This window comes from Promicromonospora citrea (assembly GCF_013004695.1).
Lineage (GTDB): Bacteria > Actinomycetota > Actinomycetes > Actinomycetales > Cellulomonadaceae > Promicromonospora > Promicromonospora citrea.
The window spans coordinates 1-22,952 of the sequence record NZ_JABEMG010000035.1 but is presented as its reverse complement, the minus strand read 5'-3'; the positions used below and the strand labels follow the sequence as shown (position 1 = coordinate 22,952).

The following is a 22,952-nucleotide window of genomic DNA, read 5'->3' as shown; positions in this document are numbered from 1 at the left end:
GCCGGTCCGTCAGGGCGTCGGGGTCAGCTCGCGCGCCGCCGCAGCAGGATCAGGCCTGCGACGGCGAGCAGGAGGCCGACCGCCGCCGCGAGGATGACGACGATGCCGAGCGGGCCGACGATCGCGTCCTCGACCTCGCTGGAGAGCTGACCGCTCCCCGCCGAGAGCCGCTCCGACCCGGACGCCAGGTCGGTGGTCCCGGACGCGAGCTCCGCCGACCCGTCGGCCAGCCGCTGCGTGCCGTCGGCGAGCGTCACCGCGCCGGCGGCCAGCTTCCGGGTCCCCGCGTCGAGCGTGCCGGTCCCGTCCGCGAGGGTGCGCGAGCCCGTGCGGGCGTCGCCGAGGCCGTCCCTGAGCGTGACCGAGCCGTCGGCCAGCCGCTGCGACTTCTCGACCTTGGGGACGACGCGGTCGCGCACCTCGACGATGCCGGCGCGGAGCGTGCCGGAGCCGTCGTGGAGGCGGGCCGACCCGTCGACGATCGCCCCCGAGCCCGCGGACAGCCGCTGGACGCCGGAGACGAGTGCGGGGGTCTGGCCCGCGAGCTCGGCGTTGCCGCCTGCGACCTCGGCCGAACCGTCGAGCAGGGCGGGCAGACCCCCCTTGAGCTTGCCGGTCCCTGCGGCCAGGGCCGCACTGCCGTCGGCGAGATCGGCCGTGCCGGAGACCAGCGCAGGCAGCTTCGCCCGCAACGTCCCCGTCCCGGCCGCGAGCTCGGAGCTGCCGTCGGCGACCTGGCCGGCGCCCGCCAGCAGCTCCGGCAGCGCCGCCCGCAGCGTGCCGGTGCCCGCCGCGAGCTCCGTGGTTCCTCCTGCGAGCTGTGCGGCCCCTGAGGTCAGGCCGGGAGTGCTCTCGGCCAGCTGAGCGTTGCCCCCTGCGACCTGCTGCACGCCCGCGACCAACACGGTGCTGCCCTCGTACGCGCTACCGACGCCGGTGACGTACTGCTGGATGCCCGGCGCGAGCTGGACGATGCCCGCCTGGAGCGTGGCCGAGCCGCCCTTGAGCCGCTCGGCCCCCGCGGCGAGCTCGTTGGCCCCGGCCTCGAGGGGAGCGATCCCGTCCGCGACCTGGGCGACCCCCGTGGACACCTGAGCGGTGCCGCCGGCGACCTGCTGGGCTCCTGCCGAGACGGCCTGCGCGCCCGCCTCCAGGTCGCCGAGGCTGCCCGCGAGCCCGGAGGCGCCGGCCTGGGCCTGCGACGCGCCCGCGGCCACCTGGCCCGCGCCGGCCGCGAGGTCACCCGAAGCCGCGGCCAGGCCCTGGAGCTGTGCCTTGAGCGCCGGGTCCTCGACGGATCCGGCCAGGGCCCCGAGCTGCTGCTGGAGACCCTGGTTGCCGGTCCTGACCTGGTTGGCGCCGTCGACCAGACCACCGATGCTCGTGGCCAGCTGCCCGGCCCCCTTCTGGGCCTGGCCGGCACCGGTTGCCACCGGCGCTGCGCCGTCGGCAACCTGCTTCGCGCCCGCCGCGGCAGCGGCGGCGCCCTCCTTCAGCGCGGGCATCCGCGAACCCAGCTGCGCGAGGCCGCCGGCGATCTGGTCGGCCCCCGCGTCGAGCGTCGCGGCGCCCGAGGCGACATCGCCCGCCCCGGCACGGACCGCGTCCGTCCCGTTCAGGATCGCACCGTTGTTCGCGACGAGCTGCGACAGGCCACCGTTGAGGCTCTGGCTCCCTGCCAGCGCCTGGCTCGAGCCGGCCGCGAGCCGCTCAGCCGCTGAGTGCACCTGTCCGGCGCCGACCACCAGATCCTGCGACCCGGCGGCAAGCCGCTTTGCCCCTTCGTCCAGCGGCGTCACGCCCTCGCCGACCCGCTCGACACCGGCACGCAGCACACCCGACCCCGCGGCAAGCCGCTGCGCGCCGGCGTCGAGCGGCCTCACGCCGTCGCTCACCTGGACGACGCCGGCCTGGACGAGTGCTGACCCCGCCGCCAGCTTCCGCGCCCCGGCGTCCAGCGGGGTCACGCCGTCGCTCACTCGCACGACACCGGCCGCGACCAGGGCCGAGCCGTCCGCGAGCCGCGCCGTCCCGTCGGCGAGCGCCGGCGCCTTCGAGCTCACGGTCGCAAGGCCCGCGTCGAGCTCCTCGGCGCCCGCGTTCAACGTCCCCAGCCCGTCGTGGATCGCGGTCGACCCCGCCGTCAGCCGCAGCGACGCGTCCGCGAGGTCGGCGACGTCGGTCGCCGTCTCGGCGGTGCCGTCGGCGATCTTCTTCGAGCCGTCGTGCAGCTTGACCATGCCCTCGCTCAGCTCGGACGCACCGGAGTCGAGCTTTCCCGTCCCTTCGGCGAGCTGCTCGACGCCGGGCACCACGTCGTCCTGCACGCCCGCGTTGAGCTGTTCGGCACCGGAGCCGAGCTCGCCGACGCCCGACACCAGCCGGTTCTGGATGCCGTCGTTGAGCTCGCCCGCGCCGTCCGCCAGCCGGAGAGCACCGCCTGCGACCTCGCCCTGGAACAAGAGCATCATCGCGGTGGCCACGATCGCTCCGACGAAGAGCGTCGCGACCCCCACCGCGGTCAAGATCGTGGGTCCTGGTCCTGGTCGTGGTGCTCGGGATGCATGATGCTGCGTCATCGTCCACCTCTCGTGCCGCGCGCGTCGTCGTGCGCGGACGTCGTCCGACCGGCGTCCCCCCAGCCGCCGGGCCCGCCACCGTCGGCGGGCAGAAAGCCCGACATGGCGGGCATCTGGGCCGAAGGTACCCGCGGAAAGCGCTCGACGGGAGCCGCTACTGATGACAACTCAGTAAAACCACCCAAAGATCACCCGCTCCCGTCGGAGGCGCTGATCAGCCCAGGGAGGCGTCCACGGCCGCGGCGGAGAACCGGTCGTCGACGGCGACCCGCGCGAGCCCCACCGGCACCGCGTCCGGCCCGAGCACCGCCGGCCGCACGCGCAGCCGGGCCGTCGCGCGCGGCTGGGCACCCGCGTAGACACCCGCACGGACCCCCGCCATGACGGCGGGCACGGCGAGCTCGCCCGCCACCACGAGGTCGGCCGGGTTGAGCACGCCGACGAGCACAGCCAGCACGCGCCCGACGAGCCCCGCCGCCCGGTCGAGCTCCGCCGTGACGAGCGGGTCCCCGCGCTCGGCCAGCGCCTGCACCTCCGCGAACGACGTGACCTCCGCCCCCGCCTCGGCCAGGCGCCGCAGCAGCGCGGCACCACCGGCCTCCGCGGCGAGGCACCCGCGCCGACCGCACCGGCAGACGGCGTCGCCGCCCACGTCGACGTGCCCGATGTCGCCGGCCCCGCCGTCGGTCCCCCGGTAGATCCGGCCGTCGACGACGAGGCCCGCTCCGAGGTATCCCGATGCCTTGACCAGCACGAACGGCTGCGGCGGCCCGCTACGGCCCGCGGCCAGCTCGGTGTACTCGCCGTACGCGGCGGCGTCGGCGTCGTTCTCGACGTGCACCGGCACGTCGAACCGGGTTCGCACGGTCTCGACCACGGGCCACCCGCCCCAGCCCGGCAGAAGCGGCGGGTCGGACAGCCGGTGGTCGTGCGGGTCGACCGGGCCGGGCACGGACAGCGCGACGGCGCCCACGGCGGTGCGCGCGATCCCCGCCCCGGCGAGCAGCACGTCGAAGCCGTCGAGCAGGCTCGGGAGCACGGTGTCCGGCCCCGCTGCGAGGTCCACGGGGAGCGTCGTACGGGTGAGCAGGACACCGTGGGGATCGACGACGGCGAGCGCCGCGGCGTCGGGCGGCGCCGCGGGGCGAGCCTGCGCTGGGCGCCGCGCGGGCGCCGCGAGCTCCAGGTCGGCGACGAGCACGAGCGAGTCCCGCGGGTCGAAGACGAAGCGCTCGGCGCGCCGCCCGCCGGTCGCGCCGGCGTCGCCCGCCGCCCGGATGATGCCCGCGGCCAGGAGGGCGTCGATCCGCTGCGCCACCGTGACGCGGGACAGGCCCGTCGCGTCGAGCACCTCGGTGCGCGTCGTCGCGCGTCCGTTCCGGATGAGCTGCAGGATCTCGCCCGCGCCTGCTGCCACGTTCTTCCTCGGTTCCTTGCTCGTCCTGCCGGGGCTCGTGCTCCCGGATCGCACCCGACGGGCGGTCAGCCCTTGTCCGCCCCGGCGGTCAGCCCCTCCGTGAGGGCCCGCTCCGCCACGCCGTACAGAATCACGATCGGCACGGTGAGGAGCACGCTGCCCGCCATGAGGACGGTCTTGGAGACCTCCTGCCCGTCGGCGAGCCGGGTCAGCCCGAGCGACACCGTCCACAGGTCCTGCTTCGCCGAGAGGAACAGGAGCGCGAACAGGAACTCGTTCCACGCGATCATGAAGGAGTAGAGCGCTGTCGACATGATCGTCGGCATCGCGAGCGGCACGGTGATCCGGGTGAGGATCTGCAGCCGGGAGGCGCCGTCGATGACCGCGGCCTCGTCGATCGACTCGGGGATGCCGGTGAGGTAGTTGCGCAGCATGTGCACGGAGACCGGCACGGTGAGAGCCACGTAGGCGATGACGAGGCCGACGAGCGACGACCCGAGCCCGAACACCTGGAAGCCGACGAACACCGGCACGGCGATGATGATCGTCGGGAACAGGTAGACCGCGAGGAACAGCCACGAGACCTGCGTGCGCCCGGCGAACCGCAGGCGCGTGAGCGCGTACGACGCCGGCACGACGAGCAGCACGGTGAGCGCCGACGCGGCGACGGCGACGACGGCAGAGTTGCGCATGAACCGCGCGAACCCGTAGCCGCCGTCCTGCTCCGAGGCCAGGACCTGACGGTACGTGTCCGTCGTGAGGCGCTCGAGCGCCGGGAGCACGCGCAACGGGTCGCGCAGCAGGTCGTCGATGCGCACGAAGCTCAGCGACAGCATGTAGACGAACGGCACGACCGTGGCCAGCACGAGGGCGACGATCACCACGGCACGCAGCACCCGCAGCACGCGGGTCTGTCCGGCCACCGTGCTCATGACGCCTCCCTGTTCCGCGCGGTCAGCCGGAGGTAGACCGCGAGCGCGACGCCCAGGAACACGGCCATCACGGCGGCCGTCGCGCTCGCACCTCCGATGTCGCTCGACCCGGTGAGCTGCTCGAACACCCGCACCGACGCGACCTGCGTGCCGGCGGCGCCGCCGGTGAGCAGGTACACGTCGTCGAACTCGTTGAACGCCATGACCATCCGGAACAGCACGAGCAGAGCGATCGTGGGCAGCAGCTGCGGCAGCACCACGAACCAGAACTTCTGCAGCGGCGTCGCCCCGTCGACGACGGCGGCCTCCTCGATCTCACGGCTGAGGCCGGTGAGGGCCGCCCCGAGGAACATGAAGGCGAACGGGAAGTACCGCCAGATGTCGTAGACGATGACCGTGAGCAGTGCCGTGGGCGCCGACGACAGGAAGTTGACCGGGTGCTCCCACCCGAGCACCTGGGTGCCGAACGCGTTGACGACGCCGTACTGCGGGTTCAGCGCCACCTGCCACACGAACGTGGTCGCCACGACCGGCGCGACGTAGGGCAGGAGCATGACGGCGCGCAGGGGCGCCCGGAAGCGGAACCGTTCCCGGAACGCGAGCGCCGCGACGAGCCCCACCGTGATGGACCCGACCGTGGTCGCGACCGAGTACTCGACGGTGGTGAGCAGCGACCGCCAGAACCCGGGAGCCGCGAGGACGTCCGCGTAGTTGTCGAGCGTGAGCTCGTTGAACAGGCCGTTGCGCGCCACGTCGACGTACCGCGCGTCCTGGAACGACAGCACGACCGTCCACACGATCGGCAGCACGATGATCGCGGCGACGACCAGGGTCACCGGCACGACCAGCGCGATCCCGTCCCGGTTCTCGTACCCCCGCAGCCTCGAGCCCACGCCCGCTCCTCAGTCGCGCTCGGCGATCTCCGCGACCGCGTCCTGCATCGCGGTCTGCGCCGCGGCCGCGTCGGTGCCGCCGGAGCCCAGGTCGGCCGCCGCCTTGGCGAGCGGCAGCTCGCTCGTGAGCGGGCCGAGGATGGCGCCCTGTCCCTGGGGCAGGGCCCAGCGGTCGGCGGACTCGGGTGCCGCGGCGAGCGTGTCGGTCACCTCGGCGGGCCAGACGTCGGAGAACGCCGCCTTCTCGTCGACGCCGATCTCCAGCCCCGCCCACGCCTCGGTGTACTGCGCGGGGTCGTCCGCCGTGCCGGTGCGCACGGGCACCTTGCCCTCGGGCGCCATGCCCAGCCAGTCCACGTACCGGTCGGACATCATGTACGCGACGAAGTCCGTGACCTCCGGGTCCGCGCCGTCGGTGATGCCCCAGGAGACGAGCTCGACGTAGCCCGCGGCGTCGCCGCCCGCGGACGGCCCTTCGACCACGGGCACCACGCCCGTGTTCTCGGCGAGCCAGCCCGGGTCGCCGGCGCACTCGTCGCACGACGGCGTGAACTCCTCCCGCAGGCCGGCCAGCTCGTCCAGCAGGAACGAGGACCAGACGGTCATGGCCGCCTGCCCCGCGAAGTAGGTCGCCCGCGTCGACTCGACGCCCTGCGTGCCGTCGGGCGAGTGCTCCCCGGCCAGGTCGGCGTACAGCTCGACGGTCTCGGTGCAGGCGGGCGTGTCGAGCGACGCCGCGCCGGAGTCGTCGACCAGCTCGCAGCCGTTGCCCTGGGCCAGGAACTCGAGCGTCTGCTGGGTGAACGGGTCGGCCGCATCCGTCGCCAGCGTGATGCCGTGGCGGCCGTCGCCCGTCAGCTCCTCCGCGGCCGTGCGCAGGGCCTCGTACGTGGTGGGGGGCTCGAGGCCCGCCTCCTCGAACAGGTCGGTGCGGTAGTAGACCATCATCGGCCAGGCGTCGGACGGCACGGCGAGCAGCTCGTCACCGTCGCTCGTCAGCTCGAGCGCGACGGACGAGAACGTGTCCTCCCCCAACGTCTCGACGACCTCGGCCGCGGCGTCCCGGTCGAGGTAGCCGTCGCGGTCGAACGAGCGCACCAGGCCTGGGCTGATCGCGTTGACGACGTCGGGCATGTCCTCGCCGGAGAGCGCGGCGGCGGACAGGAGCTGGGAGACCTGGTCCTCCTCGACCGGCACGAGCTCGGTCTCGACCCCCGCGTCCTGCGCCCAGGCGTCCATCGCCTCCTGCTGGACGGCGAGCCGCTCGGGCTGGGTCTCGACCGTCCACACGGTGATGACGTCGTCGGCCTCGGCGCCGCCGCTGCCGCAGCCGGTGAGGGCCAGGGCCGCGGCGCCCGCCGCGGTCATCGCTGCCGCGTACCGCGCCCGGCGGTGCTGGTTCCAGGGCATCTTCCGGGACATCGCATCTCTCCTCGCCGTCGAGTGAGTGGAGCCGACACTTATGTCTAGCCTACTGTCAAAAGATGCACAAGGACTTTCGGGAAGACGCCGCCGACGCCGCCGCCCGGGTGCTCGACACGAACTGGACGGGCCGCTACACGGTGCCCGCGACGGGGCTGTACCCGCACCAGTGGAGCTGGGACTCGGCGTTCGTCGCGATCGGCACGCGGCACCGGAACCCCCGGCGGGCGCGGGCCGAGCTGGTCAGCCTCCTGGAGGCGCAGTGGGACGACGGCCGTGTGCCCCAGATCGTCTACGACCTCGACCGCGGCGACGACTACGCGCCGGGACCGGACTTCTGGGCGGGTGTCCGGGGCGCCCCGCGACCGGCGTCCGGCCTCGTGCAGCCGCCTCTGCACGCCTGGTCGGCGTGGCTGGTGCACTGCGCCGACCCGGCGGGGTCCACGGCGGAGGGCTTCCTGCACCGGGTGTACCCGCGTCTCGTCCGCTGGCACGCCTACCTGCACGACCGGCGGGCGGGTGCGGCGGGGCTGCCGGTGATCAAGCACCCGTGGGAGAGCGGCACGGACAACTCCCCGCTGTGGGACGTCGCCCTCGAGCGGGTGCCGCCGCGGGCCCGCACCCCGATCCGTCGCCCCGACCTGCAGCACGCCGGCACGGGCGAACGGCCCGGCGCGCGCGACTACCGGCGGTACTACCGCCTCGCCGAGACGTACCGCGACGCCGGGTGCGCCGACGACGTCGCGATCGGCTTCGCCATGGTCTGCCCGCTGTTCTGCTCGGTGCTCGCGGTGGCGGAGCTCGCGCTGGGACGGGTGGCGGCAACACTGTCCGCCGTGGACGGTGGCGCGACCGAGAGCGACCCGGGAGGGCACGTCGCCGCAGCCGCCCGGCTCGTGGCCGCGCTGGACAGCCACCTCTGGGACGACGAGCTCGGCCTCTACGTGGCGCTCGACGACACGACGGGCGAGCCCGTCGGCCGAGCGACGGTCAACGGCCTGGTCCCGCTCCTGCTCGCCGCGGCACCGACCCCGGCCCTCGCGCCCGGCCGGGCAGAGCGTCTGGTGGCGACGCTGACGGGCCCCGGGTTCCTCGGGGGCGGCCGCTACCTCCCCAGCACCTCGCGCCTCGACCCGGCGTTCGACCCCGCCCTGTACTGGCGAGGTCCGGCCTGGTTCAACATGACCTGGCTGCTCCGCCGCGCCGTGTGGGCGCTCGGGCGGCACGACCTCGCGGCCCGGCTGGACGAGCAGACCACCCTCGCCGTACCCGAGCGGTTTCCGGAGTACGTGGACCCGGACACGGGCGCCGGCCGGGGGACCCGCCAGTTCTCCTGGAGCGCGGCGCTGAGCCTCGACGCCCTGCTCGCGGACGAGCGCGCGGTGCTGCCCCACCCGGCTCCACCTCGGCCTCCGGCCCCTGCCCGGACCTGAGCCCGGCCCCTTGGCCGCACCGAGCCGATCTCGCCGGCCGCGCGGGCACAGGCACGAGACACCACCGACACACCGAGGCCCCGACCCCCTCGCGGGGGCCGGGGCCTGGGGTGATCAGCTCACACAGTCGGGGACTGCGCTCAGCCGGCGACGACCTTCACGTCGATCTTGGCCGACACCTCGGGGTGCAGGCGGATCGCCACGGTGTAGTCACCGGTCGCCTTGATGGACTGACCGAGCTCGATCTTGCGCTTGTCGACCGAGGGGCCACCGGCAGCGGCGACCGCACCGGCGATGTCCGCCGTCGTCACCGCACCGAACAGACGGCCACCGGGGCCGGCGTTCGCCGTCACGGTCACCGGCTTCGCGGACAGCGAGTCGGCCAGGGCCTTCGCCTCGTCCAGCGACGCGATCTCGCGGCTCTTGCGAGCCTTGCGGATCGCGTTGATGTCGGCCTCGGCGCCCTTGGTCCAGGGGGTCGCCAGCGAACGCGGGATGAGGAAGTTACGGGCGTACCCGTCCTTCACCTCGACCACGTCGCCGGGCTCGCCCAGGCCGGTCACCTCGTGGGTCAGGATCAGCTTTGCCATGGTTTCCGATCCCTTCCTCAGCGAGCCGTCGACGTGTACGGCAGCAGGGCCATCTCGCGGGCGTTCTTCACGGCCTTCGCGATCTGACGCTGCTCCTGCACGGAGACGCCGGTGACGCGGCGGGCGCGGATCTTCCCCCGGTCGGAGATGAACTTACGCAGCAGCGCCGTGTCCTTGTAGTCGATGTTGGCGATCTTCGCCGACTTCAGCGGGTTGATCTTCTTCTTGGGCTTGCGCACCACAGGCTTCGCCATGGTGTTGCTCCTTCGTCAGGTGCTGCCCGCCGGCCTGGCACGGCCGGACGAGCGAAAAAGTGAACGGGTGGTGCCGATCAGAACGGCGGGTCGTCCGAGAACGCACCGCCGGACGACGCCGGGCCTGCCGTGGCCCACGGGTCGTCGTTGCTCTGACCGCCACCGGACGAGCTGAATCCTCCGGCGTTGCCCTGGCCGCCTCCGTTGAAGCCGCCACCGCCACCGCCACCGAAGCCGCCGCCACCCGAGCGCTGGGCGCGGGTGACCTTGGCCGTGGCGTAGCGCAGGGACGGACCGATCTCGTCCACCTGCAGCTCGACGACGGTGCGCTTCTCGCCCTCACGGGTCTCGTAGGAGCGCTGGACCAGGCGGCCCTGCACGATGACGCGCGTGCCCTTGGTCAGCGACTCCGCGACGTTCTCCGCGGCCTCGCGCCAGATCGAGCAGCGCATGAACAGGGTCTCCCCGTCCTTCCACTCGTTGCTCTGGCGGTCGAAGGTCCGCGGGGTCGACGCCACCGTGAAGTTGGCGACCGCCGCACCAGAAGGGGTGAAGCGCAGCTCGGGGTCCCCCGTGAGGTTCCCGATCACTGTGATGACAGTTTCACCAGCCATGCCAATTCCTCGATTCAGTCGACGTTCCGTACGCGGTATCCGGGTTCGCGGTGAATGCAACCACGAGACACTGACACACGCGCGGGCGCGCAGGGTCCGGAGGGTTCAGTTCAGTGCGGACGACTCACTTGTCGCCGGTGCGCAGGATCTTGGTCCGGAGCACGACCTCGTTGAGGCCGAGCTGGCGGTCCAGCTCCTTGGCGGTCGCGGACGACGCGGTGAAGTCGACGACGGCGTAGATGCCCTCGGACTTCTTCGCGATGTCGTAGGCGAGACGGCGGCGCCCCCAGATGTCCACCTTGTCGACGGAGCCACCCTCGGTCGTGATGACCGACAGGTACTTGTCGAGCGACGGGGCGACGGTGCGCTCCTCGACCTCCGGGTCCAGGATCACCATCAGCTCGTACTGACGCATGTGTCTACCCACCTCCTCTGGTCTCAGCGGTCACGGTCGTTCCGTGACAGGAGGGTTCACAGCAAGGACCAAGCCTACCGGTCCCGTGCCCGAGGAGCAGAATCGGCCGGGGAGAGACCCCTCACAACGCCCGGGCACGGCCGAGGGGCCGTCCCCCGGCAGGAGACGGCCCCTCGGCCACGCGGACTAGTCGCCCCCGCCGGGGCCACCGCCGCCACCACCACCGCCACCGCCACCGCCGGGGCCGCTCGGCTCACCGGTCGGGAGGCCGATGCCCGGGCCCGACGAGACGACGATGCGCACCCGGCTGCCCTCGGGCACCTCGGTGCCCTCGCCCGGCTCGGTCCGGATGACGACGCCCTGCCCGACGTCCTCCGACGCCTCGTACACGACCTCCGGCTGCAGCCCGGCGTTCTGGACCCGCGCCCGCGCGCTGCCCTCGTTGCTGCCCACCAGGCCGCCCGGCACCTTCGTGGTCCGCTCGCGCGGGCCGGTGGACACCTCGAGGCGGATCTCCGTGCCGCGGGGCACCTGCTGGCCCGCCTGCTGCACGGAGAGCACCGTGCCGCGCGCCGCCTCGTTCTCGACGTCCACGATGACGGGCGGCAGACCGAGCCCGGAGAGCCGCGCCATGGCCGCGGCCACCTGCTGGCCGATCAGGTCGGCCGGGACGGTCACGAGCGCCTCCGGCGTGTTCGACGGCGACGGCGAGGTCGACGGCGAGAACGAGGGCTCGGGGGCCGGCGGCTCGTACTCGGGGAACTGCTCGACCTCCATGCCCTCCGTGATCTGGCCCATGTAGTGCGCCCAGGCGGTGACCGGCCAGGTACCACCGGTCACGTTCTGCCACTCGCCGAACGGGCTGATGGTCTCCTCGCTGCCGCCCTCGCCCTGCTGGTAGAGACCCACCACGGTGGTGAGCTGCGGGATGTAGCCCGCGAACCACGCGGCCTTGTTGTCGTTCGTCGAACCCGTCTTGCCCGCGACGGGGCGCGGCGTGCCGTCCGGGCCGACCAGCTCGGAGGCCGGCTTGCCGGAACCCTCCGTGACCACGTGCTGCAGCGCGTAGGTCGCCTTGGTCATGACCTCGGGCTGGATGGCGCCCGCCGTCGGCGGCGCCGAGAACTCGTGGACCAGCTTCTCGCCGTCCCTCACCTCGGTCACGATGTGCGGCGTCGTGCGCGTGCCCTGCGCCGCGAACGTCGAGTAGGCGCGCGCGATGTCGACCGCGCGCACCGGCTCGGTGCCCAGCACGTTGGACAGGTACGAGTTGGTCGAGTCCTGGGGGATGCCCGCGCGGATGGCGACGTCCTGCGACTTCTCGGGGCCGATCTCCACGTTGAGCTGCGCGTACACGGTGTTCACCGAGTCGGCGGTCGCCTTGACCAGGTCGATCTCGCCGAACGACTCGCCGCCCGTTCCGGGTGCGCCGAAGTTCGTGAGCTCCTTGTCCGGCTGCCCTGGCCCGTCGTTCCAGCCCGGGATCTTCATGGGGCTGTTGCCGACGTAGCGCTCGTTCAGCTCGTGGCCCTCCTCGAGCGCACCGATCAGGGTGAACGGCTTGAACGTCGAGCCGGCCTGCGCCTTGCCGTCGGTCGCGGCGTTGAACTGGTTCTTCGCGTAGTCCCGCCCGCCGTACAGCGCGCGGATCGCGCCGTCCTTCGGATCGATCGACACGATGGAGACGGAGAGGCCGTCCGCCGCCTTGTTCTCGCCCTCGCGCGGGATGGTGTTCGCCGTCTCGACGGCGGCCTTCTGCCAGGCCGGGTTGATCGTCGTGTGGATCTCGTAACCGTTCTTGAGGAGGTCGTCCTCGCTGATCCCCTCGGCCGCGAGCTCCTTGCGGACCTCCTCGAGCAGGTAGCCCACCTGGCCCGCGCGGGTCGGCGGCTTGTACTCGACCGGCTCGGGGAAGGTGGCCTCGGCGCGCTCCTGCTCGGTGATCACGCCCTGCGCGGCCATGTTGCGCAGCACGCGCTCCCACTTGACCTCGGCGATCGCTCGCGACTCCTCGCCGAACCGGGGGTCCCAGTAGGACGGCGAGGGGATGATGCCCACCAGCATCGCCGTCTCCGAGACGGTCAGCTTCGCGGCCGGCTTGTTGAAGTACGCCTTCGCCGCCGCCTCGAACCCGTAGGCGCCACGCCCCAGGTAGATGCTGTTGACGTAGCCCTCGAGGATCTCGTCCTTGCTCTTCGCCCTGTCCACCTTGAGCGCCAGGACGGCCTCACGGAACTTGTCGGCGTACGACGTCTGGCCGGGCTCGAAGTACGTGTTCTCGACGTACTGCTGCGTCAGCGTGGACGCGCCCTGGCGCTGACCGCCGGTCACGTTGCTCACGAACGCGCGCACGATGCCCAGCGGGTCGACGCCGATGTGGTCCCGGAAGTTCTGGTCCTCCGAGGCCAGCACGGCCTCCGGGATGTAGTCGGGCAGCTCGTCCAGCGGCCGGATCGTCCGGTCGACCGCGGCGAACTTGCCCATGACCTTGTCGTTCGCGTAGTAGACCGTGGTGGTCTCTGAACCGATCTCCGGCCGCTCCGCGGGTACGGGCCAGCCGATCCAGGCCGCCGTGAACACGCCGATGCCGAGCGACAGCCCCGTCAGCAGGGTGCCGACGACCACCCGCCAGGACGGGACCCAGGCCCGCAGCCCCGTGTGGTTCGGCCGGGGATAGTTCCAGATCGCCCGACGGCGCCGGGGAGCGTGCGGCCAGATCGGAGACTCACTCCTGTTCGCCACGTCTTCCTCGTTCCTCGAATCCGTTCAGTGAGGGCACTGAACCGTCGAAACGATAGAGGATCGATGTTCGCGGCAAGTAGCACAAACGCGGTTTCTCTGTGTACGCCCGGTGTTCGGTCGACGAAGCCCCAGGCGTTCTACCAGCAGATATGGTGATATTCACCCGCTGGTCGGACCGCCTGGGGCACGACGTCAGCCGAAGATGCCACCCCCGCCGTCGTCGCCGCTCGGGTCGTCGGACGGCTCCGGGCCGGTCGAGACGACGAGCGTCACCTCGCTGCCCACCGGCACCTCTGCCCCCTCGCCCGGGTCGACGGAGACGACCCGGCCCTCGCGCACGGTGTCCGACGGCGCCTCGGTGACGACGGGCACCAGCCCGGCCGCCTCGAGCTGCGCGGCGGCGTCACCCTGGTCCCGGTTGGTCAGGCCCCACGGCACCGTCGTCGTCTCCTCCTCCTCGACGAGGGCGCCGTTGGAGACCTCGACGCGGACGGACGAGCCGACCTCGACCTCCTGACCCTCGCTCGCCACCGAGAGCACCGTGCCGACGTCCTGGTCGCTGTCGACGTCGACCTGCTCCGGCACGAGGCCGAGCCCCGCGAGCGTGGAGGCGACCTCGACGAACGGCCGCCCGACCAGGCCGGCCGGCACCATGACCGTCTCCTCGGGCTCCTCCGACGGGCTGGTCGACGGCGACGGCGAGCTCGTCGGCTCCGGCGGGGCCGGCGGCTGGTAGTCGGGGAACTCCTCGATCTCCATGCCTTCCGTCACCGTGGACATGTAGGCCGTCCAGGCCGACGTGGGCCAGGAGCCACCCGTCATCCACTCGTAGCCGCCGAACGGCTGGATCTGCTGGTACGAGTTCTGGTCGATGTCGTACTGGTACAGCCCGACCACGGTCGTGAGCTGCGGGATGAAGCCCGCGAACCACGCCGACTCCGTCTGCTGCGACGAGCCGGTCTTGCCCGCGACGGGCCGCCGCGTGCCGTCCGGGGTCGTGAGCTCCTGCGCCGCCGCGCCGGAGCCCTCCTCGACGACCTGCTGCAGCGCGTACGTCGTCGCGGCCATGACGTCCTCGTCGAACACGCGCTCGCTGGTCTTCGGCCCCTCGTAGACGAGGCCCTCGCCCTTCTTGACGGTGGTGACCATGTGCGGGGTCGTGCGGTAGCCCTGCGCCGCGATGGTCGAGTAGGCGTGGGCGAGGTCGACGTTGGTCACGTAGTCGGTGCCCAGCACGTTCGCGAGGTTGCTCTTGATCACGCAGCAGTCGTTCGTGTCGGGATTGTCGTCCGGGCGGGAGATGCCGAGGTCGTAGGCCACCTGGGCGGTCTTGTCGGCGCCGATCTCCTTGTTGAGCTGGCCGTACACGACGTTCACCGACTGCGCCGTCGCGTAGGCGAGGTCGATCCAGCCGAACGAGTCGTGGTCGAAGTTGCTCAGCGGCACGTCCGGACCGTCCGGCGTCTGCTTCCAGCCCTCGATGACCTTGCCGTCGGTGCTGTCGTACTTCTGCGTGAGGGGGATGCCTTCCTTCAGGGCGGCGATGAGCGTGAAGGGCTTGAACGTCGAGGCGCCCTGGGCACGGAAGGTCGCGGCGTTGGTCGGGTGCTCGGAGTAGTTCGGTCCGCCGTACATGGCCTTGATCTCACCCGTGCGCGGGTCGATCGAGGTCAGGGACGCGCGCGTGTACTTCCCGGCGTCCTCCGGCAGCTTCATCGCCTCGTTCGCCGCCGCCTGCATCGTCGGGTCGATCGAGGTGTGGATCTCGTAGCCCGCCTTGGTGAGCACCTCCTCCGAGATGTTCGCCCCGTCCGGGTCCGCCAGCTCCTTCGCCACCTGCTCCAGCAGGTACGCGGTCCGGTTGTCGCCCGACCCCTGCCGGTACTCGACGAGCTTCGGGTACTCGGCGGCGTCCCTGTCCTGCGCCGTGATGTAGCCCTCCTCGACCATGAAGTTCAGGGTGCGCTCCCAACGCGACGTCGCCTGCGCGGCCGCGGCCTCGCCCTGCCGCGGGTCCCAGTACGTCGGGTTGGGGATGATGCCCGCGAGGAACGCCGACTCGGAGATCGACATGTCCTTGGCCGAGTGGCCGAAGTACGCCTTCGACGCCGCCTCGATCCCGTACGCGCCGCGTCCCAGGTAGATGGTGTTGACGTAGCCCTCGAGCACCTGGTCCTTCGACTGCTGCTGCGTCACCTTGAGGGCGATGATCGCTTCCTTGAGCTTCGTGGCGTACGTCGCGTACTCGACCCCGACGTAGTAGTTCTCGACGTACTGCTGCGTCAGCGTCGACGCGCCCTGCCGGTCACCACCCGTGACGTTGTTGACCGCCGCACGGACGATGCCGAGCGGGTTGATGCCCATGTGGGTGCGGAAGCTCTGGTCCTCCGACGCGATGATCGCGTCGGTGACGTGCGAGGGCAGGTCCGCGAGCGACACGATCGTGCGGTTCTGCGCCGCGTACTTCCCCAACGGGGAGCCGTCGGCGTAGTACACCGTCGTGGTCTCCTCGCGGACCGTGTTCAGCTCGGCCGGGACGGGCACGCTCGCCCACGCGGCGACGAAGACGCCCGCCGCGAGGGAGCCGCCGGCGAGCAGCGTGCCGACCACGACGCGCCACGACGGGATCCAGGCCTTGAGGCCCGTGCGGTACGGGCGGGGGTAGTTCCAGATCCTCTGCCGGCGTCGGGGAGTGTGCGGCCAGATCGGAGGGGGACTCCAGTTCGACACGTCAGCCTCTTCCTCGGTTCGACTCGGCCCGGCCGCGGGGTGTGACGCACCCGTCGCGGTTGACCACGGGTCACCTTAGGGGATGTCGATGACTGCTCCGTCACACCGGTAGCACTCGCAACCGGCCCTGGACATTTCACCCCCCGCACTTCACATTTCGTCCACGTCCGGCACGACGGCGATTGCGCGGCCCACGAACGCCGCTCTATCCTCTCGATGTATCGAGTCGATACATCGGACGACATCGACCCGCCGGCCACCTCGCGGCGGACACGGGAGGAGGCCACCGTGCGCAGCCGTTCCGACGTGCTGGAGACCGCCGTCCTCGGTCTGCTCAACGAGTCCCCGCTGCACGGCTACGAGCTGCGCAAGCGGCTCAACCTCGTGCTCGGCTCGTTCCGCGCCCTCTCGTACGGCACGCTCTACCCGGCCCTGAAGAGCCTGGTCGCCCGCGGCCTCATCGCCACGGCGGAGAGCGAGCCGTCGCCGTCGGCGCGCAAGGCGAAGCCAGGGATCCCCGGACGCACCACCAAGCCGAAGCCCCTCGGACGGCGCCGCGTCGTCTACGAGCTGACCCACGAGGGCAAGGAGCACCTCCAGACGGTCCTGGCCAGCGCCGGCCCGGCCGCCTGGGAGGACGACAACTTCGACGTGCGGTTCGCGCTCTTCGCGCAGACCGACGCCGAGACCCGCCTCCGCGTGCTCGAGGGCCGGCGCACCCGGCTGACCGAGCGCCTCGAGGCGTACCGCGAGTCCACGGCGCACCCGCGTTCGCGGCTCGACGAATATGCGCTGGAGCTGCGGCGCTTCGGGCTCGAAAAGGTCGAGCGCGAGGTGCGCTGGCTCGACGGCCTCATCTCCACCGAGCGGGGACGCGCCGCGGCGCAGAACCGCCCGTCCTCGCAGGAACAACCGAAGAAGGAGCCAGGATGACCTCCATCCGCGTGGGCATCGTCGGCGTAGGGAACTGCGCCTCGTCCCTGGTCCAGGGCGTGCACTACTACCGTGACGCCGACCCGGCGGGCACCGTGCCGGGCCTCATGCACGTGCAGTTCGGCGACTACCACGTGTCGGACCTCGAGTTCGTCGCGGCGTTCGACGTCGACGCGAAGAAGGTCGGGTTCGACCTGGCCGAGGCCATCAACGCCTCCGAGAACAACACCATCAAGATCGCGGACGTCCCGCCCACGGGCGTGCTGGTGCAGCGCGGCCCGACGCTCGACGGGCTCGGCGACTACTACCGCGCCACGATCGACGAGTCGGCCAAGGAGCCGGTCGACGTCGTGGCGGCGCTGCGCGAGGCACAGGTCGACGTGCTCGTCTGCTACCTGCCGGTCGGCTCGGAGGAAGCGGCCAAGTTCTACGCGCGGTGCGCGATCGAGGCGGGCGTCGCGTTCGTCAACGCGCTGCCCGTGTTCATCGCGTCCGACCCCGAGTGGGCCGCGAAGTTCGAGGAGGCCGGGGTCCCGATCGTCGGCGACGACATCAAGTCGCAGGTCGGCGCCACCATCACCCACCGCGTGCTGGCCAAGCTGTTCGAGGAGCGCGGCGTCGTGCTCGACCGGACCTACCAGCTCAACGTCGGCGGCAACATGGACTTCAAGAACATGCTGCAGCGCGACCGGCTCGAGTCGAAGAAGGTCTCGAAGACGCAGGCCGTCACGTCCAACCTCACCGGCCCGCTGGCCGGCAAGAAGGACGACCGCAACGTACACATCGGCCCGTCGGACTACGTGGCCTGGCTGGACGACCGCAAGTGGGCCTACGTGCGCCTCGAGGGGCGTGCGTTCGGCGAGGTGCCGCTCAACCTGGAGTACAAGCTCGAGGTGTGGGACTCGCCCAACTCCGCCGGCATCATCATCGACGCCGTGCGGGCGGCCAAGATCGCCAAGGACCGCGGCATCGGCGGACCGATCCTCTCGGCCTCCACCTACTTCATGAAGTCGCCGCCGGTCCAGATGGAGGACACGGCGGGCCGCGCCCAGCTGGAAGCGTTCATCCGCGGCGAGGTCGAGCGCTGACGCGCTGACCTGCCACGAAAGATCTGTCACGAGAGACCGCAGGGCGCCTGCCCGGTGACCACCTCGTCGAGTCCCAGACCTCGACGTGGCGGTCGCCGGACAGGCGCCCCTCTGTTTCGCGGACCCCCCTGGTACCTCGAGGGCTACGACGCGGTCAGGCCGGCGTCGTCGACCCTCGTCCGGTCCGCGACGCTACTTGATCGGGTCCAGCTCGAAGTCGGTCACCACCGTGGCGCCCGCCTTCACCTTCGCCGAACCGACCTGCGGGACGTACCCGCTGGACGTGGCGATGAGCTGAGCCGTCTTCTCCGACTTGTCGAGCCAGTACTCGTAGACGCCGTCGGACCCGGTGACCAGGGTGACCGAGGAGAGCTTCCCGTTGACCTGGACGACGGAGTCGCCGAGCGACACCACCCCGTCCGGCGTGAAGCCACCCACGGTGCCCGAGAGCTTGCCCCAGCTCTTCGGCGGGTTCACCGTCAGCGAGACGTCGACCGACGGCGTCTCGTACGGCGTCGCCGCCTTGGCCTGGAGCGAGCCGGTGAAGGTGCCCGGCTGCGCCACGACACCGCTGAGCGACGCCGTGATCGTCTTGCTCTGGCCCGGCTGCAGCGTGAACTCCGCGGGGTCCACGGTGAGCCAGGTCAGGTCGCCGCCGGCGGTGTCACCGGAGACGTTCATGACGATGTGCATGTCGGGCCAGCCGATGGAGTCGGTGGTGGCCGGCTCCGCGATCCCGCAGTCGGTGGCGGCCAGGTACGACGGCGCGGACTGGCCCGCACCGTTCGACCCGATGTAGAACACGCCGCCGGTGGCCTGCTGGTTCGGCGAGACGACCTCGACCACGAGCGTGGCGCCCGCGGGCACCTCGCCCGTCACGGGCACCGAGACCATCGTCAGGGTCGACGCGGGGATGCTCAGCTCCGCCGTCCCGATCTCCGTCAGGTTGGCGAAGGTGAGGGTGCCGTCCAGCGTGTAGAGGTTGACCGTCAGGGTCTGGGCGGTGGCCTCCTCGATACCGAAGGACACCTCCGAGACCTCGAAGTCGTCGTCGATGCCGAAGTCGCTCAGCGTGAAGGTCCGCAGGAAGTGGTTCTCCGTGGTGCCCGCCAGGCCACCGCACGAGGCGGAGCTGAGGGCCACGATCTCCTGCGACGCCGAGTGGGTGATCGTCGTGGCGTTCGGCGCGACCGGGATGGACTCGGGCAGCACGCCCTCGCCCGCCGTGCCCTTGCCGGCGGCCTGGAGCTTCGCCGACCTGCCGCCGATGCCGGAGCCACCGAGCGAGGCCGACGGCTTGGTGGACTTGACCGTGGTGGCCTTGCCCTGCGGGTGCTGGATGGTCGCGAGGCCGTCCGTGCCCAGGATGTCGAAGCCGCCACCGGTGCCGGCGAGCTCGACGTCGGCCGGGGCCGAACCCTCGTTCTTCACGGTGAACCGCTTGGTCGTGGTGCTACCCAGCGGGATCGTGGCGGCGAGGGAGTCGGTGCTGACGGTGACGAGGCCGGCGGCGAGCGCCGCGTCGAACGTGCCGGTGGCCTCGGGGTCGAGGGTCACCGTGCCCGACTCGGACTCGTAGTCCGGCGCCGTGACCTCGACCGAGTACTCGCCCGGGAGGGCGATGGTCGAGTAGGTGCCGTCCGCGCCGGTGGTCGCGGTCCGGGTGACGCCGTCCGACGTCGCCGTGACCGTGGCGCCCTCGACGCCGTCACCGGTGTTGAGGTCGGTGACCGTGCCCTCGAGGAACGAGAGGACGGGCGCCGTGTAGGTGATCGACAGGTCCGACGAGATCGACGGGGTGCCGGACGAGTACTGCAGGCCGACCGTGCCGGCCTGGTTCTCGATGCCGACCGACGCCGAGTCGCCCTTGGCCGAGGTGGTGTCGGTGACGTCGCCGTAGCCGAAGACGACGCTGCCGTCCTCGACGAGCGTGACCGAGAAGCTCAGGCGGTCGGTCGCCGGGCTGTACTTGCGCACGTTGCGCCACTCGACGACGAACGCGTCCTTGCCGTCGACGGTCGTCTCGCCCGTGTACAGGCCGGCGTCACCGTCGAGGACCAGGTCGTCCCAGAAGGGGAACAGGGCGGCGTTGGGCACCACGCTGTTCGGGATGGTCGTGTTCGAGTACGACGTGCTGGCCGCCAGGAAGTTCAGGTGGCCGTTCGACGTGACGAACGCGGAGTCGTAGCTCTCGCCGTAGTAGGGGAAGGCGAAGGGCAGGTCGAGCGAGGTCTGCACGTCGTCGCCCGTGAGCGAGGACTCGGTGTCACCCTGCAGGTACTCGCCCGTGGTGGTGGCGCAGGAGTAGCCGAAGTCGTCGGTCACCGCGGTGATCTCGACGGGCACGTCCTCCGCGCCGTCGACCACGACGTCACCCTCGTACGGAGCGGCGCAACCGCCCGTCTCGACGCTCAGGGTGTAGGTGCCCTCGGGGACGTCGGCGAAAGCGAAGGTGCCGTCCGCGCCGGTGGTGACGTCCTCGAAGTGGCTGCCGAGGCTGACCGGGACGCCCACGACCGGGTCGCCCGACCCGGCGTAGGTGACCGTGCCCGTCACGGCGTGCGACGGGGCGGCCTCGAGCGAGAGGGAGACGTCGACGGTCTCGTCCTCGGTGACGGTGACGGAGGTCGGCGCCGAGGGCAGGTAGCCGAAGGCGGACGCCGACACGGAGTAGTCGCCGGTGGCGACGCGCGCGGAGAAGGTGCCGTCGGTGTCCGTGCTGACGGTGCGGTCCCGGTCGCCGTCGATGGTGACGTCGGCGTTGGCGATCGGGTCGCCGTCGGCGTCCGTCACGGTGCCGGCGACGTAGCCGGTGGCGCCGATCGGGGCGGCGTCGATGAGCGCGGCGAGGTCGAGCTTGCCCTCGCCCCAGACGTTGTTGTTCTCGGCGGTACCACCGCAGGTGGTGTCGTCGGTGTCCACGGCGGCCTCGTTGAGCAGCGCCTGCGTGCCCTCGATGTCGCCGACGAGCGCGGGAGCGGCGCTCCACAGGACGGCCACGGCGCCCGCGAGGTGCGGGGTCGCCATCGACGTGCCGTTGAAGGCGGCGTACCCGTCACCGGGGACGGCCGAGCGGACGTTCACGCCGGGGGCGGAGATGTTGGGCTTGACCAGACCGTCTTCGCCGGCACCACGCGACGAGAAGGAGGCGATGTTGCCCGAGACGTCGAAGGCGCCCACCGAGTACGAGCTGGTGTTGGCACCCGGCGACGACGTCGTCTGGCAGCCGGGGCCGGCGTTGCCGGAGGCCCAGGCGCCGAACACGCCGGCGGCGGCCCAGGCAGCGGTCGTCTCCTCATACCAGTCGTCGATGAAGCCCGCGGCGGTGTAGCCCCACGAGTTGTTGACGATGTTGGGGCGCTTCGACGGGTCGGGGTCGGAGCCGTCGACCTTCGTCGGGGCGATGATCCACTGGCCGGACTCGAGCAGCGCCGAGTCCGAGCAGCTGTCACAGCCGTTCGTGGCGATCCACTCGGCGTCGGGGGCGACACCGATCTGGTTGCCTGCGCCGTCGTCGCCCACCATGGTGCCCATGGTGTGCGTGCCGTGGCCGTTGTTGTCGAACGGCGCGGGCGCCGAGCCGCTGGTGTCCTGCCAGTTGTAGTCGTGCACGACGGAGCCGTCGGACTGCGCGCCGCGGTACTGGTCGGCGAGCGCCGGGTGGTCGAACTGCACGCCCGTGTCGATGTTCGACACGACGACGCCCTGGCCCGTGTAGCCCTGCTCCCACACCTCGGGCGCGTTGATGAAGTCCAGGCCCCACTCGACGGCCTGCGGTGCCTTGTCGCCGACCGGTGTGCGCTTGACCGGGTCGACCAGGTCCAGCTTCACGGTCTCGCGGATGGCCTCGACCTTGCTGCTCGCCGCGAGCTCGTTGGCGAGCTCCAGCGTGCCGTCCTCGACGAGGATGCGGTTGTCGATCCAGTAGCTCTCGTAGTCGACGTCGGCGGCCTCGAGCTCCTTGACCAGGCCGGCCTGCGAGGTCTTGGCGGTCGTGGTGAGCGCGTCGTAGACGTACTGGCCGCGCTCGTCCCAGTCGGCGATCTTCTTGGCCGGCGCCAGGTCGGCCTCCTCCGCGAGCACCACCCAGAAGTCCGCGGTCTTGCGCTCCGTGAGCATCTCGCGGGCGAAGCTCGTGAACTTCTCGTCGGGGTCTGCCGCGACGGTCTTCGTCGTGGTGGCCGGCTGCGCTGACGTCGGGGACGTTCCTGCGAACGCTGCCGGGGCAACGCTCAGTGCTGAGGTCGCGAGGAGCGCCACAGCCGCTGTTGCGGTTGTCGCGCGCTTCGCGAGCACGGTTCTACGATGCATGAACCCTCCATTACCCGGCGCACCCACGGGATCGGGTGCGCTGCGACGGACCACGGTCGTGGGCCGTCCCCAACCGTCGGGTGCGCGGGCTCCAGGAACAAGGTCGGTTCACGGTCAGGCGAGGGTCACTTCTCGGTCAACATGACGTCGCGACTCGGCAGTTGTCTCTGTCAACGGCAGCCGCTACATTTCACCCCAACCCTCCAGAAATTCACCCTACCCGGTCGTTACCTGGCGTAAAGACGCCATCTCGGCGGGAATGTGCCATTTCGCGCACGCAACGAGCGGGTAACGAAAAATTGACCCCACCGGTACGGTCCGGCGACACACTGACGCCGCCGGGCCAGGTTCTCGACCGGTCCGTTGTCCGAACGGCCGACCCATGGAGGGGTGACGCACGTGACGTTCGACCTAGCACCAGGATCCGCCTCCGGCCTCGTCGTGTGCGTGGGGCTGCCGCCGGACCAGATCATCGAGATCGCCCACCTCCTGCGCGGTCGCGCCACGGTGCTCGCCACGCCCGACGCCGAGGGGGCGCGCGCCGTGCTCGACTCCGCGCGGCCCGTGGCCGCCGAGCCGGCCGGCGCGCCGTCCGCCGG

General features: G+C 71.5%; 16 protein-coding genes. 4 read left to right on the top strand and 12 right to left on the bottom strand.

What is annotated here, in order from left to right; translation table 11 throughout:
- Window positions 1-23 precede the first annotated feature (23 nt).
- From HLB15_RS09270 to HLB15_RS09250, 5 genes are all read right to left on the bottom strand, one after another.
- Window positions 24-2,516, bottom strand: a complete 2,493-nt coding sequence (locus tag HLB15_RS09270; RefSeq protein WP_229784938.1) for a YhgE/Pip domain-containing protein — start codon at window positions 2,514-2,516, stop codon at window positions 24-26.
- Between the two features lie 277 nt (window positions 2,517-2,793).
- Window positions 2,794-3,996, bottom strand: a complete 1,203-nt coding sequence (locus tag HLB15_RS09265; RefSeq protein WP_171105007.1) for an ROK family transcriptional regulator — start codon at window positions 3,994-3,996, stop codon at window positions 2,794-2,796.
- Window positions 3,997-4,061: 65 nt separating this feature from the next.
- A complete protein-coding gene (locus HLB15_RS09260; protein WP_171105006.1) occupies window positions 4,062-4,928 on the bottom strand; it encodes a carbohydrate ABC transporter permease in 867 nt (288 codons plus the stop codon).
- Complete coding sequence (locus tag HLB15_RS09255) at window positions 4,925-5,821, bottom strand: carbohydrate ABC transporter permease (protein WP_171105005.1); 897 nt, start codon at window positions 5,819-5,821, stop codon at window positions 4,925-4,927. Before HLB15_RS09255 ends, HLB15_RS09260 begins: the two co-directional genes overlap by 4 nt.
- A gap of 9 nt (window positions 5,822-5,830) precedes the next feature.
- On the bottom strand, window positions 5,831-7,243 hold the full coding sequence (locus tag HLB15_RS09250; RefSeq protein WP_171105004.1) for an ABC transporter substrate-binding protein: 1,413 nt from the start codon (window positions 7,241-7,243) through the stop codon (window positions 5,831-5,833).
- Window positions 7,244-7,305: 62 nt separating this feature from the next.
- Between HLB15_RS09250 and HLB15_RS09245 the strand changes: the two genes are divergently transcribed.
- The gene (locus tag HLB15_RS09245) at window positions 7,306-8,676 is read left to right on the top strand and encodes an MGH1-like glycoside hydrolase domain-containing protein (RefSeq protein ID WP_171105003.1); all 1,371 of its coding nucleotides are present in this window, start codon (window positions 7,306-7,308) and stop codon (window positions 8,674-8,676) included.
- 140 nt (window positions 8,677-8,816) lie between these two features.
- On the opposite strand, the gene rplI is transcribed toward HLB15_RS09245, so the two are convergent.
- The 6 genes from rplI to HLB15_RS09215 all read right to left on the bottom strand — a co-directional run bounded on the left by rplI (window position 8,817) and on the right by HLB15_RS09215 (window position 16,021).
- A complete protein-coding gene (rplI, locus tag HLB15_RS09240; protein ID WP_171105002.1) occupies window positions 8,817-9,266 on the bottom strand; it encodes a 50S ribosomal protein L9 in 450 nt (149 codons plus the stop codon).
- Window positions 9,267-9,283: 17 nt separating this feature from the next.
- A complete protein-coding gene (rpsR, locus tag HLB15_RS09235) occupies window positions 9,284-9,520 on the bottom strand; it encodes a 30S ribosomal protein S18 (protein WP_020013532.1) in 237 nt (78 codons plus the stop codon).
- 77 nt (window positions 9,521-9,597) lie between these two features.
- A complete protein-coding gene (locus tag HLB15_RS09230) occupies window positions 9,598-10,134 on the bottom strand; it encodes a single-stranded DNA-binding protein (RefSeq protein ID WP_171105001.1) in 537 nt (178 codons plus the stop codon).
- A 124-nt stretch (window positions 10,135-10,258) separates the two neighbouring features.
- The gene (gene rpsF / locus HLB15_RS09225) at window positions 10,259-10,549 is read right to left on the bottom strand and encodes a 30S ribosomal protein S6 (protein WP_171105000.1); all 291 of its coding nucleotides are present in this window, start codon (window positions 10,547-10,549) and stop codon (window positions 10,259-10,261) included.
- Between the two features lie 186 nt (window positions 10,550-10,735).
- Window positions 10,736-13,291: a transglycosylase domain-containing protein gene (locus tag HLB15_RS09220; protein ID WP_171104999.1), complete on the bottom strand. Its 2,556-nt coding sequence runs from the start codon at window positions 13,289-13,291 to the stop codon at window positions 10,736-10,738.
- 192 nt (window positions 13,292-13,483) lie between these two features.
- A complete protein-coding gene (locus HLB15_RS09215; RefSeq protein ID WP_171104998.1) occupies window positions 13,484-16,021 on the bottom strand; it encodes a transglycosylase domain-containing protein in 2,538 nt (845 codons plus the stop codon).
- A 288-nt stretch (window positions 16,022-16,309) separates the two neighbouring features.
- On the opposite strand from HLB15_RS09215, the gene HLB15_RS09210 reads away from it, so the two are divergent.
- A complete protein-coding gene (locus tag HLB15_RS09210) occupies window positions 16,310-16,954 on the top strand; it encodes a PadR family transcriptional regulator (protein ID WP_171104997.1) in 645 nt (214 codons plus the stop codon).
- Entirely contained in the window at window positions 16,951-18,042 is a 1,092-nt protein-coding gene (locus HLB15_RS09205; protein WP_171104996.1) for an inositol-3-phosphate synthase, read from the top strand. The genes HLB15_RS09210 and HLB15_RS09205 overlap by 4 nt, the downstream gene beginning before the upstream one ends.
- Before the next feature lie 192 nt (window positions 18,043-18,234).
- Here HLB15_RS09205 and HLB15_RS09200 read toward each other — a convergent pair whose 3' ends face one another.
- Window positions 18,235-22,353 (bottom strand): S8 family serine peptidase, encoded by a 4,119-nt coding sequence (locus HLB15_RS09200; protein ID WP_229784910.1) that lies wholly within the window; start codon window positions 22,351-22,353, stop codon window positions 18,235-18,237.
- A gap of 399 nt (window positions 22,354-22,752) precedes the next feature.
- Here HLB15_RS09200 and HLB15_RS09195 point away from each other — a divergent pair.
- On the top strand, window positions 22,753-22,952 hold a 200-nt coding region (locus tag HLB15_RS09195), incomplete at its 3' end, for a hypothetical protein (RefSeq protein WP_171104995.1).

What these genes read in the sequence shown, in the direction of transcription:
- HLB15_RS09260 (WP_171105006.1), bottom strand. Translation starts at nt 4,928, where the DNA reads ATGAGCACGGTGGCCGGACAGACCCGCGTGCTGCGGGTGCTGCGTGCC.
- HLB15_RS09250 (WP_171105004.1), bottom strand. Translation starts at nt 7,243, where the DNA reads ATGTCCCGGAAGATGCCCTGGAACCAGCACCGCCGGGCGCGGTACGCG.
- HLB15_RS09245 (WP_171105003.1), top strand. Translation starts at nt 7,306, where the DNA reads ATGCACAAGGACTTTCGGGAAGACGCCGCCGACGCCGCCGCCCGGGTG.
- rplI (WP_171105002.1), bottom strand. Translation starts at nt 9,266, where the DNA reads ATGGCAAAGCTGATCCTGACCCACGAGGTGACCGGCCTGGGCGAGCCC.
- rpsR (WP_020013532.1), bottom strand. Translation starts at nt 9,520, where the DNA reads ATGGCGAAGCCTGTGGTGCGCAAGCCCAAGAAGAAGATCAACCCGCTG.
- HLB15_RS09230 (WP_171105001.1), bottom strand. Translation starts at nt 10,134, where the DNA reads ATGGCTGGTGAAACTGTCATCACAGTGATCGGGAACCTCACGGGGGAC.
- rpsF (WP_171105000.1), bottom strand. Translation starts at nt 10,549, where the DNA reads ATGCGTCAGTACGAGCTGATGGTGATCCTGGACCCGGAGGTCGAGGAG.
- HLB15_RS09205 (WP_171104996.1), top strand. Translation starts at nt 16,951, where the DNA reads ATGACCTCCATCCGCGTGGGCATCGTCGGCGTAGGGAACTGCGCCTCG.
- HLB15_RS09200 (WP_229784910.1), bottom strand. Translation starts at nt 22,353, where the DNA reads ATGCATCGTAGAACCGTGCTCGCGAAGCGCGCGACAACCGCAACAGCG.